Source organism: Dictyobacter vulcani (assembly GCF_008974265.1).
In the GTDB taxonomy this organism is placed as follows: domain Bacteria; phylum Chloroflexota; class Ktedonobacteria; order Ktedonobacterales; family Ktedonobacteraceae; genus Dictyobacter; species Dictyobacter vulcani.
Window position 1 is genome coordinate 525,644 of record NZ_BKZW01000004.1, and the last position, 14,434, is coordinate 540,077.

Sequence of the window (14,434 nt, forward strand, 5' to 3'; positions counted from 1 at the left end):
AATGATAGTAGAGAACGCAAGAGTGGTAAATAGTTCGCTACAGTTTCAGGAAATGTTTATGATACCATCTTATGTGGTCAGGATCGTTCCTGCCAGAGGCTAGAACTCTTTATCTAAGAGAGCAAGATTGAAGAAGTTTTTTGTGTTTAGCTATGTTATACTGTTTTTACTTGAATAATTACATTACTAGTAATCATTATAATTGAGGAGAGGCAACATGAGTAATATTGTAAGCGATCAGCAGGTTGGTGACGGTCGTGCTGAGGAGATGCCTCGGAAGAGATCGGCTATGACCTATGTGTTGTGGGTGATTCAGGTGCTGCTTGCTCTAAGCTTTTTGTTTTTCGGTGGTATGAAGTTGATCTCGCCCATTGAGGTATTGACTGCGCAGATGCCGCTGCCAGGTTTGATCATACGCTTGATCGGGACGGCTGAGGTGCTGGGTGCGCTAGGTCTGATTCTGCCGGGGATTTTTCGCATCTTCCGTTTCCTGACGCCACTGGCAGCCGTTTGTCTGACGATTCTGATGGTTGGTGCGACTGTCTGTGATCTGGTGTGGGGATACGGTGTCGGTTCACTGTTCCCACTGGTGCTGGGCCTGCTGGCGGCTTTCGTGGCCTATGGTCGGCGCTCCTACTTCAAAACAACTCGCCGTGTGGCATAGATAAAAGAACCCCTCCCGCTAATGATTATTCAGCGAGAGGGGTTCTTTTTTTGTGATCAGCTAGGCTTCCTGTAGGGTTTTGATGTCGAGCTTTTTCATTTTGAACATAGCCTGCGTGACGCGTTTGGCTTTCTCGGGATCCTTATCCTGCATCAGTTTGCCTAACACGGTAGGCACGATCTGCCATGACAATCCATATTTGTCGACCAGCCAGCCGCATTGATCTTCGCGGCCGCCTGCGGTGAGCTGTTCCCACAGACTATCAACCTCTTGCTGGGTCTCGCAGTTGACCATCAGCGAAATGGCGGGCGTGAACTTAAACTCTGGACCGCCATTGATGGCCATGAATTCCATGCCATTGAGCTGGAACATGACTGTCAGCACCGACCCAGGCTTGCCTGGCCGGCCTCGCTATAGCGGGACACTTCCGTGATTTTCGAGTTTTTGAAGATGGAGGTATAAAAATTCACTGCCTCTTCCGCGTTGCCATCGAACCATAAGCTGGTTACAATTTTCTGCATAGTCTGCCTCCTTCGTGCTTGTTTCAACCGTTGATCAGGATCCGTCAAGCGCCTTAGCTTTCTTTGTTTTCGAAGAGCCCGAACTCATTGTTGTCCTGGTCTACGAACTGTGCCCAGTAGCCCCAGAATTCCTGATGAGGTTCAACCGTAAAGCGCACGCCGCGATCCTTGAGCTCTGAGTAGGTTGCGTTGATGTCTTTGGTATGGACAATAAAGCCGATAAAGGTTCCCATACGCTGTCCAGGATGGTTCTGGTTCTTTTCCAGTACAATAGTGGTTGCCGCGCCGGCCGGAGCCACCTCAATCCAGCGTCCATCATCGCCCATCGGAACATCGCTACGTTTTTCAAAGCCGAGCTTATTGACATAAAAGTCCAATGCCTGATCCTGATCCGATACCGCCACACAGACGGCGCCAATCTTTGTAATCATTTTATTCACCTCATGTATTATTTTTGCCGTGGATTTGTTGGTTACAGCACAAGTATAGCTCAAATAGCATTAGAAAACTTATTCTATCTTGCTCTTTTTCGTAGATGCGTGTCTTCGTGAAACGCCATCCCGTAGGTTCGTGGCTTGCCCACGATTGGCTTGCCCTATGATGGGCGTTTGTCGATGGCGTGCATAGCTGGATTGATGAGTAGCGAGATGGTGGCGCAGAGGTAGATGCCGCCGAAGATGAGGATGGCGGGCTGGATACCGGACCATTCGACGAGGTAGCCGGCGATCAGAGCGCCCAGGGTGTTCCGAGGGTGACACCAGCACTCAGGGCACCAAAGACACGGGCCCGCATGGCGACCGGGACCATTTCTTGATCGACGCCTGCCAGGATTGGATTGATGGGTCCGATCAGTAGTCCGGAGATGGCGTAGCAGATGATCAGCACGGGTAATGGGAGTCCGAGGGCGAGAGAGAAGAAGCGCAGGACGGTGGCGACGCTAAAGCACAGTCCGAGGGTCAGTCTACGTGGCAGGCGGTGTCCGATCCAGGCAAAGAGCAGCGTACCGACGAAGGCTGCTCCTCCGAAGGCGGCGATAAGCGAGCCGAGCGCGACGGCGTTGCCAAAGATCTGTCTGACATAGGTCGGCTGGATCACTGCCGCCATACCCTGGTCCAGGGTGTTGGTGATCATTACAACAATCACGATGGAGAGAGCCAGTCGCGAGCGGAGGATAAAGGCCAGACCTTCTTTGAGATGGCGGATAGAGTCTGTTTGTTTGCTTTTCGGCTGGAGCATAGGTAGTGTTTTAGGTACAGCCACGGCCAGCAGGATAAAGGAGAAGAAGAAGGTGGCGCTATCGATCCAGAGCAGGTTGCTGGTGCCGATGATGGCGATCAAGACACCGGCCAGGGGAGCACCAATAAAGCCTGCCACGCGGCGCACGCCATCATAGAGTGAGTTGGCACGCTCGGCGGGCATCTGTGACTGCTTGATCAGGTCAGGCAGCATAGCATAGCGGGCCTGGTTGCCAGGTGTCTGGACGAGTCCGGCGATAAAGACCAGGATCTGCAACTGCCAGAAGGAGAGTCCGATGGTCATATAGCACAACGGGATCAGTGCGACGGCGATACCGCTGGTCAGGTCGCTACCGAGGCTGGAGCGTTTATAGCCCAGGCGATCAATGAGCAGGCTGCCGAAGAAGGCTGAGATGACCACGGCTATCATGTTCGAGAATGCGGTGATACCAGCCATGGCGGCACTGCCAGTTGTTTGTAAGACCAGCCAGGGAATGGCCAGACTCGTCAGGATATCGCCGACATAGGAGCAGACGTTGGCGATGAAGAGCGCATAGAGTGGCAGGACGTGTCTGGGTTCGTGTGCCACTTGTAATGTTGGTGCTTGTAACTGTTCAGTGGTCATGCCTGGCCTCCTACAATATTGAGTACGCGGTAGTTTTCCAGCGACGTCACGACCTCGACATGCTCGGCGCTGGTCATACTTTCATAGCGCGTAATCATGGCGTGGCCACCATTGACATCATCATAGACGGCTGGCAGCGTGCGGATACGGGGATGGTTGCGCCGAAACTGCTGTAGTTCCGGTAGCGAGAGCGCCAGGTGGTCCAGCGCATTGTAGAAGCAGGAGTGGCAGTGCTCGCAGTACAGATAGATGACCGGCACACCGCTCTGGCGCAGCCAGGTTGAGGCATATTCTGGCCTGTGAAAGCGCAACGGAATCATATGGCCGCACACGCAGCAAGGGACCGCGCCCTCCTGCAGGGCGGTGCGGTAGTAGTGATGGGCCCAGTTGCTCAACCGCGTCAGCGCTGGCTTATAGCTCTTGACGCCCCTGAGTATCTCTAAGCCGTTATTGCTACTAATATAATCATTGGGCTCAGGACAGCAGGTAGGACATTTCAAGTAGAGCTCAAGTTGCTCAGGCTGAAACTTGCCGAGCAGGCGTTGCTGTCCACATAGGTAGCACCATAGCGAGGTCTGGGTCCAGGTCTCCTGGTTCTGGGAGCATAGTCCTCGGCCTCAAGCTTGAGTTCGGCGGCCAGGGCGCGGCGCAGAGCCAGTTTGCCGCGCTGCAGGCGCATCGAGACCGCATTGACATTCATACCCAGCAGGCCCGCAATCTCGGACAACGGTGATTCGCGCACATAGCGTTCCAGCAGCATCGCCCGTGTCTGCTGCGGCAACAGATCCATGGCTTGATCCAGCAAGGATGCCAGTTCGCGGCGCTCCAGTTCAATCTCTACATCGCAATCATCCAGCAGCGTCTCGGCCAGCGTCGTCAGGCCATCCCCATCGCGTGCCGGCACCTCGATCAGATGTGAGCGCTCCCGCTGCTGGCGCTGCTGCCAGCGCAAACACACATTGCGCGCAATCCCATTCAACCAGGGCGCAAACTTCTCAGGGTCCTGCAGGCTATCCAGGTGGCGCCATGCCTCCAGTAATGTCTCCTGCACCATATCTTCAGCCACACTTGCATTGCCAGTGATGCGGCTACACAATCGCAGCAGGCGTGGGCGCTCCACCTGCAAAATCTGCTCTACATCCAGCAGACCATCATCAATCTTTTCCATCTTTAACCCCTCTACACACAGTCTAACAAAACTACTACTTTATTGTCATGAGTGGCGCCCAAAATTACACGCAAATTTTCAACAAAAATCTTGAAGACACAAAAAAGGATATCCCTGAAAAGGGATACCCCGTGTCTGTGTGATGAATAAAACGCGTTGCGCTTTGCGGATTATTACCATTTTCGCTTCGTTAAGAAAGAAGAGCGTTGATAACATCACTTTTTTCTTAAAGGAGAACGCATGGACACCATACGTGAATCCTGGCAACGCATCGATGCCTGGATTCAGCGATTCGCCCCATCACAAGTGGATACCTATTTTTACCCGGGTGCTTCCCCGGAACAGATTGCTCACGTTGAAACCGCACTAGGATTAAAACTCCCTGAAGATGTCAAGGAGTCCTATCGTATTCATAATGGGGGAGAGAGCATTTTGGGCTGGGAAACCTTTTCCAGTCTAGAAGCTTTTGAGCAAAGTAGGTATGCACAACTCTTGCAAGAGCCAGGATGGGCAAGCAAAACTCCTGATTGGGTACAACATGGGAAAAAACTTCCCGTAGAACCTGTTTGGAGGCATCCTTCCTGGTTAGATTTTACCACGAATGGCGCAGGTGATACCCTTTGTATTGATCTTTCTCCCACTGCCGAGGGCACCTATGGGCAAATCTTAGATTGGGGACATGAGACTGGGGTGACTAAAGTCGTTTTTCCCGGTTTTCGTGAACTCCTCTCTGTCTTTGCTCTTCATCTCGAAGCAGGTATCTATGGGCCTCATGGAAGCTCCTGGGTGGTGCAAGTGCATCCCCGCATTCAGGAACGTCGAGCTGCTTTTCTTGTAGATTCCCCTGGGAAACCGCTCATTCGAGAAGCGTATAGCAACCTCTGGAATGGAAGTGGGCCCGACGAAGAGCTTTTTGAGCAGGCCATAGCTCTGGAAAATGCCACCCTCGAAGACCGCTTTTTTGCTTCCTATGCTATACATCAGTTTATTAACACTGATGATGAGCCTCTCCTAATGCTAGCGGATAGTGCTCCTGGCGATCATTGGATACGAGATGAGATACCTTTCTTTTAAGTGAGAGAAATCTCATCCCTACAATGGCATGAAGGTTAATGGTCGCAATCGGCTATATCCTGGCGCGTGCTCCTTTGCCTGCCAGGATATGACCTTTCTAAACCGGAATCTTAGAGATCGATTGCGGAAATATTATGTGCGCCCAGCACAAAGGAGAGCTCGCCGCCGTGGTGTAGATCATGCTCGATCAGATGCCAGATCACCCACTGGCGCGTCATTCTTTCGACCGTACCATCATCATCGACATCCTCCAGCATCTCATCCAGATCCTCTGGTGTCCACTGTGCCAGCGCCTGTTGCAGTACATCCCAGGTTCGCTCCAGACCATGTACCAGCTCGGCTGCTGACCTGACCGGCTGCCCGGCCTATCCCAGGTCCCGATTGAGAGCATCTCCTCGCCACCTATCTTCAGCACATACGATGACCAGCGCGCCCGTGCCCCGATAATATGTGCGGCAATCGTATAGACCGAACGCAAATTGGGCGCAATCTGCGCGTTTAACTGCTCGGCTGAAAGTGGCGCAAGCGCCTTCACCAGATGCTGCTGATAGCCATCCCAACCCTGATAAAACTTCGACAGGTGTAATGTTGTAGTATTCATCAATATATCCTCTTCTCATATAGCGGCAGCCTTCTTGGCCAATACATTTCGGTTATGGATGGAATGGCTACAATGGTGGCATGATCATGAAGCAACGCATGCAAAAATGATCAAGAGAGATACAAATGGTAGGTTCGACCCTTTGGGTCGATTGTCTCCCCCACACGAACGCATTGCCTAACATGGCATAGCTTGCTCATGGTCAAGCAAGGATAGTATGAAGGGAACCAATCGACCCAAAGGGTCGAACCTACTTTCGTTCATCTCCTCTAGGATCAAACCGTCCCTGGGCTTAAGCGAAACGTATTGGCCTTCTTGGCTGCAACCACTCGACGTCCGAGTCAAATTGGGGGGAATACACCTGGAAGAATCTTCAGCCACATATGTATGAATAGTTATGCAGCCAGGAGTTGTGTTGAGCCATAAAACTGTCCAGAGGTGTACCATCCATGTGAAATCCTTTTGTGTGCATAAGTTGGATCCTCCTTTCATCACTAAAAAAACGCTCGCAACGCAAAAAATATATCACATTCTCTATGCATTTGCAAGCGCCCCGCCACCCCAGCTTCAATCCCACGTTAATGAACAGGTGACATCCGAACATGCACGCGGGAGGTTGCCTCACCACTGCACGTATGTTATCCATACGTACAATGATGAAATCTGTGCTCCTATCTCAGGAGCGCCATGTCTCATTAAGCAACAAGTGCCACCACTGCAACGACTGCTGCAATAACCGTGCCTGCTGTTTTAAGTGCCGAGACAACGCTATCAACAGCAGATTGAACATCCCAGTTCACATAGGCTTGCCAACGCCACGTGTATCCACTCGTCAGCTCATCCCAGTGTAAGGCGATGTTGTCATTCTTATCAGATTTCGTCCAGATACAATCGCGCGAGCCGCTCTCAAATGTACCCGCCATATGGCCAGAGGCGGTAAAGGAGTATGCCGTCCCTGATGCACCAACGATGACCCACGAGAACTCGACATCATAGCTTGGTGCGCCTGAATCATGAAAGCTACCATTAAAGCTATAGCTTCCATCGGAATGCAGCGTGAGAGATACAGAACCGCCAACAGGAACACCATTGTCAAACGCGATATAGTTCGTGTTGAATGGTCCAAGTGTGGTCACCTGTGGGGTTGGTGGCGTTGGTGGTGGTGGCGAACCTGATGGTGTTACTGGCGCGTAATCAGCAGGTGAATATGGACGATATACAGGTGAATAGGCATGGTGTAAATCCAGGATTTGCTTGAGGTATGGATGTCCAGGCAAAACGGCCCCCCTGGTGTTATCTGGTGCCTTGAGACTTGCCGGGGTGCGCCGCATAGTTGATTCACCTGCGACCATGCTTTGCGTGGTACTGGCCTGTAGGACATCGTTCGCCATCTGTCCGATAGCAATCCTTTGGAATCGTTTACTTCCTGGGAATCATTTATCTCGGTTTGAGACATAATGAATGTCCTTCCTTTTGAGAGGTTGAGTGAGAACTTGAACGCATGGAAATTCATGATGCAAGTGCCGCTCGTCATCTCAATAGATAAACGTCCTGCCATAGCTTTTTAGTGTATCAATTCAAAGTCTATGTTTTTCTATAAAAAGTAAATGCCTCCTCCCTTGTACCACGAACACGCAAGAAGTGCAGCAATGGATCCATGCCATCCTCTGGTTTATCACCACGGGACGCAAATCAAGCTGATCCATGCGCGTGCGCTGCAATTATCTTACGTTCTTCTTTTCTTAAGTTCTTACGTTGGAGGGCATTTCATCACCCAAAGCCCTCCCATGTGTGAGCCAGGACTCAGTTAGGAGTTGCGGGAGTGGGCAGGAACGTGCCCTGCCAGCGCAGAAGTGCACGCCAGAGCGAACAAGTGACAGAATACCACCTATAAACACAGTAATCGCTGCGAGCACCACGTACCCAGCAGAGTGGCCCCTGCGAAATGCTGAAGGTGAATCCAGCGCAGCATGTACGAAGCGGTCGCCGCGTACGCGAAGGTAAATGCCCACAGGCCCGGAGAGAACCTGAGTTTGAGGTAGAGCGTCAGCAGACGTAGTTGCACGAGTGCCATTAGCACGGTGTAACCAGCAAGGATGTAAGCCAACAGGTCAATCTTTCCCCCGTTGAGTGCGAAGTAGGCATTCCCAGCTATCACCGACGGTACGATGTTGATCGCCAGTGTAGGAACGAGTTTCGCTGGAAAACCAGGGCGCAAGTACAGCCGGTTGAGGATGACGGGCGAGCATCAGCCAGGCGATGATGCCAAGACCGAAGCTCAGCCAGCCTAGTCCTGTCAGGCCAAAGCTGGCGGCGCTATCAGCGCCCAGAATACCACCGGCTACGGCGGGCAGGAAATAGCCGGGGCGAACGTGTCAGCATCCAGGGAGGCGATGATCCACTGGCCATGTACCACCCGGCAAGGAGCACTGTCGCGACGAAGAACACCAGGAACAGTAATCGTGCTCCATCCAGGGCGTAAGGCTCCAGGCCGACTGCAAGCAACATACCGGTAATCGGGAGTAGCGAGAAGAACGGGCCGAACGCAGAATCTGTCAGGTTAGCCAGGACCACCTTTGGCGCAAGCATAAGCTTGATCATGAGCACGGCGAGAAATAACAGGAACAAGACCGCAGCAACCAGGAACAGCGCGTTCCCAATCCCGGCAGATAGTCCATAGAAGTTACTAGCGAGATGCCAGACTCTGGCCAACCCGACAAATCCAAACGAAATTGAGTAGAATGTTGGAGGAATCGTCAGTAGCGTGTGCAGCATGCTGTCGGCTCCGGGTCTTTCTATGAGCATGTCGAATTGTTCGTGAAAAGGCATGGTTTCTTCCCTCTCCTATGACTCCTCGATAATCCCCTGGATGGTGAACATATCGTTGTTGGGAATAGGCGTTCCTTCCGGTACAGAGTTCTCACCATCATCCCTACTGCCAGTATAGAGAAATGGGCAAAATGGAGAAAGGGATTGTAATTCGGTTAGAGAGCGGTAACTTTGAAATCTTTGACGCGCAGGATGGCTTTGCCGCAGTCCAGGTGGAATGGTCCGGTGGAGAGGTTGGCTGTTTTGGCGCTGGAGGACTGACTGAGCCGGACATTATCTACGAAAAACTGGACGCGCTCAGCTTCGACATCCACGCGGTAGGTATGCCACTGGTTGCCGGGCTCATAGTCAAAGGCCTGCGGATTGACGTTGGGCTCTTGATGTATATCGGGATCAATCACGGTCTCAAGGAGTGGATGTGTGGCGTAGCCGTGTTTTCCGGCATCCAGGAGATTAAGGACATGGTTCTGGTAGCCATCGTGGGTGGCGTTGGGGTCCGCATTCAGCATAAAATAGCCCCCATCCTTTGGCACACTCACGACTTGCAGACTGAACTCCAGGGAGTAATTGGCGGCCGTAGATTGATATGGAACGGTCAGGATCCGATGCTCACCCAGGTCTGTCTGCGCATAATCCCCGGACAACTTCCAGCCAGCCGTCGCCTTCCAATCCTTCAGCCCCCCGGCCCAACTCGATTGATACAGTACTTTTCCGGCCTGTGATTGTGTTGGTCGTGGCGTTGGTTTTGGTTGATTATTAGTCTGACCACTTGCACCACCAGAGCAACCAGTCAGCAATCCTCCCAGTACACAAAATAGCACCACAGCACAGCGTATATCTATATTCAACCACCAGCGGCGAACAATATTGCCTGATACCATTATCAGAATCCTTTCTGCGCTATTCATATAAAAACAATAGAAGTCAGTCCAAACAGTATCTTATATATACGGCCCGATTCCCTTTTGACTCACAACCCCATTCATTGAAAGCGTAGCGGCAGCCTTCAATGAGTTCGACACCATTTTATCTGCTGATCCACAGCCATTTTCGCTTTTCTTGTTTATCTGCTGATTATGGATTATGATAGCTGCATGTGAATAATGAGAAAAGAGGATATATGATTTTTTATGATGAAAAGGATTTCATCGTTATTCTGGCTGCGTAGCTATGGTCCTGCGGCTGGTGTGTTTTTGCTGGCGCTATTGGTGCGGATCGCTTATAACCTGGTGAATGCGCGTGGCTATCAGCCTGTTTATGATGCCGGGATCTATGAACATATCGCGCGCAACTTGCTAGATTATCACTGCTATTGTGTGCATGGACAATCTGTGTCGGTGAGCCGCGCGCCTCTCTGGCCCTGGATAATTGCGACCCTCTATCTGGTTGGGTGGCCAGGATCCTCTGCTGCCGCGTCTGTTTTATTGCGTGCTTGGTTCTGGGACCTGTCTGCTGATCTATGCCTGGGCCCGTGATCTCTTTGGCTGGCGTATCGCTGCCCTGTGTGGTTGTCTGGCGGCTCTCTATACTGGACTCTTCCTCTATGATGGCTGGCTCTATACCGAGTCACTCTATACGTTCTGCCTGCTTGGTTTTACGTATGCGCTCTTTCGTGTACAGCGCCTTAAATGTTTGTCTCGGCCTGCACTTCTTACCAGGCGTATGTTAGATTGGCGTTGGCCGATTACGGCCGCCTGCTTTCTGGCTGCTGCTATCCTGACACGTCCCAACGGTTCTGGTCTGCTGGGTGTCCTCGTTGTCTGGATGCTGTTCTTGCCGCTACTGAAAATACTCTCCTGGCGTGCTGCTCTTCAGCATGCGGTCCTGATCGCGCTGCTAGCGCTGTTGCTGGTCCTGCCGTGGACGTATCGTAATTACCAGGCGACCGGGCGGTTGGTGTTGGTGGCGACGGGCATGGGGGAAGTGCTGGTTGGGGTCTATAACGATGGTGTACTCAGCGGACCGCCAGATAGCCGCGGTTTCTGGAGTCCGCCGCGTGGTACACCGATCCATGATGAAACCAACTATACTCCGGATGAAGACAAGCAGCAGAGCGCCAAAGCCCTGGCATGGGTGCGCACGCATCTGGCTGCGCTGCCAACCATCATTGGTCTGCACTTTATCAATATGTGGAAACCCTACACTTATTCCCACGGACTCCCGCTGGAACAATTCCCTGCGCGCCTCTCCTCGAAAATTCTGCTCATCCTGATACCGATCCAGGCCATTCCTACCTTCCTGCTGGGCGCCACTGGCCTGCTCGTGACCTGGAAGCAGCGCAAAAAAGAACTCCTCATCCTCTATCTGGTCCTTGCCTACACCATCCTGCAAAATATGGCCTTCTATAGCACCATGCGTTTCCGTTTCCCCATCGAGCCACTCCTCATCATTTGTATCGGGGGGGCCTGCTATGCTGGCTTAGCAGTGCTCAAAGCCAGACGCATGCCTGGATGAACTTTCATCCTTGTCTATTCAGGATATCTGTCCATTCAGGCAAAGTATGGTGCTTGTGAGCCTTTCCTTCTTTCTTAGAGGTGCACTGTGAAGACCCAGGGTTTGGCGGATGGATCAGCATGATATGGACCTGTGGGTGTATAGCCGGGATGGCCATGATCATCTACTCGCGTTAGTTGCGTGATTGTCTGCGTAACCGTCATTGTCCAGCTACCATGTGCGTTTGTGAGTGCTTGTGGTAGCGTGAGGCCAATTACAGAGTGATCATTACCCATGTAGAGAGGGGCGTCAACGCCCCCCATGCCTGCGGTGATACCTATGTGTATCCCATTTATCGTGGTGTGAATAATATATCCATCTTTTGATCTTTGTTTGGCTTCAAATGCAGGGATGTCGTGCGCGCCACACATGTTGTACATGACAGTGCAGATGGTATAGGTTTTCTTGCCATTAGAAAGAACGAGATCAAAGTGTTTGGATGTGAATGTTGGTGTGGAAAAGTTGGAGGGAATCGTATCATACAGGCTAAACCCATGCATGTAGAAGCGCGTTTCCGATGGCGCAACGACGACCTTTTGCAGGCTCAGGTTTTTGCCGTTGCGGTTGACGGCTTGTTGCGGTATCAGGATATGCCCGGCATGGAAGGGTAAGGTAAAGTTAAATGTGGCTGTACGAGCGCATGTATATAGGTCAGTACATTTGACCGGAATCTTCAGGTGCAATGCAAGCTGCTGATCGGGCTTCCCGGCTATCGTTGCTGCATCAAAATTATATAAGAGTGCTACCAGGTCACCTTTTTTCGCTACGAAGCTATTCGCGTTGATCAGAGGGAGAGTCGCACCCTGTGACGTTGTCAAACGATAGTTCTCAAAATTGTTAGCTAAATACCAGTATCCAGGTTCATTGTTGAGTCCTGGTGGGTGCGGGAGCGTCAACGAAAAGCCAATGATGACCTGATTTGCGTCGGCATAGCCTTCTTGTAGTGTTAACTTGTAACCGTCGGACTCGAATACTTGATTCACCGTGGTCATTTGCTGTTGCGCCAGCAATGCTTGCGTGCCGGGATTCCAGTTGAACATATCCTGTAAAACCACTGGTAGACCGCCAAAGGCGTAGACAACACTGCTGCAGATGATTACTACCACTAAGCAGAGAGACAGAGCCAGTGATAACGAGAGACGGCGTGTACCAGCAAGAGGGAATGTCATACGACTATACCAGGATTGCCTGTTCGTAACCACTGGTTCCTGCAGTTGTAGCTTGAAGTGTTTCCAGTTGAGTTGAGCCGGAGGCGTATTGCCCTGATATATAACCTCAAGCTGCTTCATAACATGATCAGTAGACATGTCAAAACCTTTTTCACGAGGTACTTTATTGTTCATGAGAATACTGCTCCTTAAGGGATTTGATGATACGGCTCAATTGTTTTTTGATCGCGTTCTGGCTTTTTCCAACTACTGCCGCGATCTCCGGGATGGTCAGACCGGAGCCAAAGCGCAGGGCCAGCAGTTCACGTTTCGATGGGTCCAGCTGTTGGAGGTAGAGACGTAAATCCTCTAGCGCTTCGGTGTGGAGTACCTGCTCCTCCACATTCCGGCCCGTTAGAGGATACATCGTTTCTGGTAGTGCGTCCCATGAGGCCAGATGAGGGGTGCGTGTAGAGACATTAACCGCTGCATGATGTGCGATCCGATAGAGCCAGACAATAAAGGGAACCTGTCGCTGCTTATAGCGCGGCAGTGCTTTGAGTGCCTGATAAAAGACCTGATGTGTCAGATCGGCGGCATCATCATCGTTATTAATGCGTGTGCGTAAATAGTGATAAATACGCAGGTGATAGCGCAGGTAGAGAGGTTCAAATGCTGCAGGATCAGCCTGTGCTGCGGCGATCCATTGGGCTTCATCTCCCTCTTCAGCCTTCGTCTGCTGTAGTGGTAAGGATACAAGTTCCATATATGTGCCTTTCATTAAGACATGTACACTGCTTATCGGGTCCAGACTGATAGATACACAATGTCGATATTTTTGTCTTTCCGATAGCGTGATGTGTAGATGTACGACTATAAACACAGAAAGTGCAAAATGGTGACAGCATCGGTGTCACCGTAGACCATATCTGGTATAGAAGTAGAAATATTTAGAAATACGTGGTATTAGCATTCTGGTGAGGAATCAATTGACACATTTTGGTTGATTGTGGAATCAATTGATCCTGGGTAATATATATTGGTTTTATAAGGGGATATATGATGATACTATAAAACAAGATAAATACAATAGGAAAAACCATAGATGTATTGACAAATGTATATTTATAATGGTAATATTTATTGCGTCAACAGTGATTAATATAGGTGTATATGGTGGAAACATAGTAGGGCAGCTAAAATGGATTAGCTGTGAAAAATAGGAAAAAGGGAGTTTTTGTATCTGCGCAGGTTCTGCAAAATTTACTACTTGACCCCGAGCCATAGTGTAAACAGTAGGTTGATCTAAATCGACGAAGCTCTTGGACGATTGTTGGAAAAAAATTGAGGTTTATCTATGTTGAGAAGGTTCCTTCTGAATCGGAAAGTTTTTTTGGCGTCTATTCTGGCGCTCATGTGTTCCATTCTCAATGGTTCAACCATCTTTTGCTTGGACGTGGTGAGAAAATAATTGGGAATACCAACCCGAATGACTATCAATGTGGACTCACTTCGCAAACTCCTTGTTTGTACTGGGCTGAACCTAATGGGGGTAGCTCCACTATAAACGCTTATCTTTCTCCCTCATTAAATAACGTTGGAGGATATAATTTTACTACGGCTGTCCAACGTGCAGCCAATGATTTTAATGCTGCCCAGCACTTAATCCATATCTTTATACTTGTACATCCACCAATTGTATAAGTTCAACAAGTTATTCCATTGCTGATTTAGGATATGGTGTTTATGGGTCAACTAGCTATGGCAATATGGGGAGTGTTCAACATAGTTCTCAGTATTATGCAGTGATGACTGGGAATTTTACTCTATTTAATTCGAGCAATGAGATATCGTGGAATAATAGCTTAATCTTTTCTGCTACGCAGGCCGATGGTCGTAAAGTTGCCACACATGAAACAGGGCATATGGAGGGACTAGGCCATACAGCGCATGATCCAGCTGTGATGCGTCAAGGAGGGGTATCCTATTATGCATTACAAACGGATGACATAAGCGTAACCCGCCGCAAGCCGCTGTGGTTTGAACCCAGGCGGATAGGCGGGTTTTCTCGTGGGC

General features: G+C 50.5%; 16 protein-coding genes and 1 pseudogene. 5 read left to right on the forward strand and 12 right to left on the reverse strand.

Annotation, left to right across the window (positions count from 1 at the left end):
- Positions 1–217: 217 nt before the first annotated feature.
- Entirely contained in the window at positions 218–664 is a 447-nt protein-coding gene (locus tag KDW_RS29725) for a DoxX family protein (protein WP_151759508.1), read from the forward strand.
- A gap of 60 nt (positions 665–724) precedes the next feature.
- On the opposite strand, the pseudogene KDW_RS29730 reads toward KDW_RS29725, so the two are convergent.
- From KDW_RS29730 to KDW_RS29750, 5 genes and pseudogenes are all read right to left on the reverse strand, one after another.
- Positions 725–1,185: pseudogene (locus tag KDW_RS29730) on the reverse strand (VOC family protein).
- Between the two features lie 53 nt (positions 1,186–1,238).
- Complete coding sequence (locus KDW_RS29735) at positions 1,239–1,616, reverse strand: VOC family protein (protein ID WP_151759509.1); 378 nt, start codon at positions 1,614–1,616, stop codon at positions 1,239–1,241.
- 295 nt (positions 1,617–1,911) lie between these two features.
- Positions 1,912–3,045 (reverse strand): MFS transporter, encoded by a 1,134-nt coding sequence (locus KDW_RS29740; protein WP_151759510.1) that lies wholly within the window; start codon positions 3,043–3,045, stop codon positions 1,912–1,914.
- Positions 3,042–3,545 (reverse strand): hypothetical protein, encoded by a 504-nt coding sequence (locus KDW_RS29745; RefSeq protein WP_151759511.1) that lies wholly within the window; start codon positions 3,543–3,545, stop codon positions 3,042–3,044. The genes KDW_RS29740 and KDW_RS29745 overlap by 4 nt, the downstream gene beginning before the upstream one ends.
- Positions 3,542–4,213, reverse strand: coding sequence for an RNA polymerase sigma factor (locus KDW_RS29750; RefSeq protein WP_151759512.1), 672 nt, complete (start codon positions 4,211–4,213; stop codon positions 3,542–3,544). Before KDW_RS29750 ends, KDW_RS29745 begins: the two co-directional genes overlap by 4 nt.
- Positions 4,214–4,453: 240 nt before the next feature.
- Between KDW_RS29750 and KDW_RS29755 the strand changes: the two genes are divergently transcribed.
- Complete coding sequence (locus KDW_RS29755; RefSeq protein WP_151759513.1) at positions 4,454–5,287, forward strand: SMI1/KNR4 family protein; 834 nt, start codon at positions 4,454–4,456, stop codon at positions 5,285–5,287.
- A 110-nt stretch (positions 5,288–5,397) separates the two neighbouring features.
- Here the strand turns inward: KDW_RS29755 and KDW_RS35515 are convergent, their stop codons facing one another.
- The 5 genes from KDW_RS35515 to KDW_RS29780 all read right to left on the reverse strand — a co-directional run bounded on the left by KDW_RS35515 (position 5,398) and on the right by KDW_RS29780 (position 9,598).
- Positions 5,398–5,589, reverse strand: a complete 192-nt coding sequence (locus KDW_RS35515; RefSeq protein WP_307767772.1) for a DinB family protein — start codon at positions 5,587–5,589, stop codon at positions 5,398–5,400.
- Positions 5,502–5,888, reverse strand: a complete 387-nt coding sequence (locus KDW_RS29760) for a DinB family protein (protein ID WP_269822548.1) — start codon at positions 5,886–5,888, stop codon at positions 5,502–5,504. Before KDW_RS29760 ends, KDW_RS35515 begins: the two co-directional genes overlap by 88 nt.
- A gap of 695 nt (positions 5,889–6,583) precedes the next feature.
- Positions 6,584–7,279 (reverse strand): hypothetical protein, encoded by a 696-nt coding sequence (locus KDW_RS29765; protein ID WP_151759514.1) that lies wholly within the window; start codon positions 7,277–7,279, stop codon positions 6,584–6,586.
- Positions 7,280–8,207: 928 nt separating this feature from the next.
- A complete protein-coding gene (locus KDW_RS29775; protein ID WP_233098008.1) occupies positions 8,208–8,663 on the reverse strand; it encodes an SLAC1 family transporter in 456 nt (151 codons plus the stop codon).
- A 209-nt stretch (positions 8,664–8,872) separates the two neighbouring features.
- Entirely contained in the window at positions 8,873–9,598 is a 726-nt protein-coding gene (locus KDW_RS29780; protein ID WP_151759516.1) for a 3-keto-alpha-glucoside-1,2-lyase-like domain-containing protein, read from the reverse strand.
- Between the two features lie 249 nt (positions 9,599–9,847).
- Between KDW_RS29780 and KDW_RS29785 the strand changes: the two genes are divergently transcribed.
- Positions 9,848–10,192: a hypothetical protein gene (locus KDW_RS29785; RefSeq protein WP_151759517.1), complete on the forward strand. Its 345-nt coding sequence runs from the start codon at positions 9,848–9,850 to the stop codon at positions 10,190–10,192.
- Positions 10,146–11,171, forward strand: a complete 1,026-nt coding sequence (locus tag KDW_RS29790) for a glycosyltransferase family protein (RefSeq protein ID WP_151759518.1) — start codon at positions 10,146–10,148, stop codon at positions 11,169–11,171. Before KDW_RS29785 ends, KDW_RS29790 begins: the two co-directional genes overlap by 47 nt.
- 74 nt (positions 11,172–11,245) lie before the next feature.
- On the opposite strand, the gene KDW_RS29795 is transcribed toward KDW_RS29790, so the two are convergent.
- Together KDW_RS29795 and KDW_RS29800 are read right to left on the reverse strand one after the other, a co-directional pair.
- Entirely contained in the window at positions 11,246–12,553 is a 1,308-nt protein-coding gene (locus KDW_RS29795; protein WP_151759519.1) for a DUF4179 domain-containing protein, read from the reverse strand.
- Positions 12,543–13,124, reverse strand: coding sequence for an RNA polymerase sigma factor (locus KDW_RS29800; protein WP_151759520.1), 582 nt, complete (start codon positions 13,122–13,124; stop codon positions 12,543–12,545). The genes KDW_RS29795 and KDW_RS29800 overlap by 11 nt, the downstream gene beginning before the upstream one ends.
- 1,042 nt (positions 13,125–14,166) lie before the next feature.
- Between KDW_RS29800 and KDW_RS36315 the strand changes: the two genes are divergently transcribed.
- The coding region (locus KDW_RS36315; protein WP_371876287.1) for a matrixin family metalloprotease at positions 14,167–14,434 on the forward strand (268 nt) is incomplete at its 3' end.

Bases quoted from the DNA above. Each gene is read 5' to 3' on its own strand.
- KDW_RS29740 (WP_151759510.1), bottom strand. From the start codon at position 3,045: ATGACCACTGAACAGTTACAAGCACCAACATTACAAGTGGCACACGAA.
- KDW_RS29735 (WP_151759509.1), bottom strand. From the start codon at position 1,616: ATGATTACAAAGATTGGCGCCGTCTGTGTGGCGGTATCGGATCAGGAT.
- KDW_RS29775 (WP_233098008.1), bottom strand. From the start codon at position 8,663: ATGCTGCACACGCTACTGACGATTCCTCCAACATTCTACTCAATTTCG.
- KDW_RS29785 (WP_151759517.1), top strand. From the start codon at position 9,848: ATGATGAAAAGGATTTCATCGTTATTCTGGCTGCGTAGCTATGGTCCT.
- KDW_RS29795 (WP_151759519.1), bottom strand. From the start codon at position 12,553: ATGAACAATAAAGTACCTCGTGAAAAAGGTTTTGACATGTCTACTGAT.
- KDW_RS29755 (WP_151759513.1), top strand. From the start codon at position 4,454: ATGGACACCATACGTGAATCCTGGCAACGCATCGATGCCTGGATTCAG.
- KDW_RS29765 (WP_151759514.1), bottom strand. From the start codon at position 7,279: ATGGCGAACGATGTCCTACAGGCCAGTACCACGCAAAGCATGGTCGCA.
- KDW_RS29725 (WP_151759508.1), top strand. From the start codon at position 218: ATGAGTAATATTGTAAGCGATCAGCAGGTTGGTGACGGTCGTGCTGAG.
- KDW_RS29760 (WP_269822548.1), bottom strand. From the start codon at position 5,888: ATGAATACTACAACATTACACCTGTCGAAGTTTTATCAGGGTTGGGAT.
- KDW_RS29750 (WP_151759512.1), bottom strand. From the start codon at position 4,213: ATGGAAAAGATTGATGATGGTCTGCTGGATGTAGAGCAGATTTTGCAG.
- KDW_RS29780 (WP_151759516.1), bottom strand. From the start codon at position 9,598: ATGGTATCAGGCAATATTGTTCGCCGCTGGTGGTTGAATATAGATATA.
- KDW_RS29800 (WP_151759520.1), bottom strand. From the start codon at position 13,124: ATGGAACTTGTATCCTTACCACTACAGCAGACGAAGGCTGAAGAGGGA.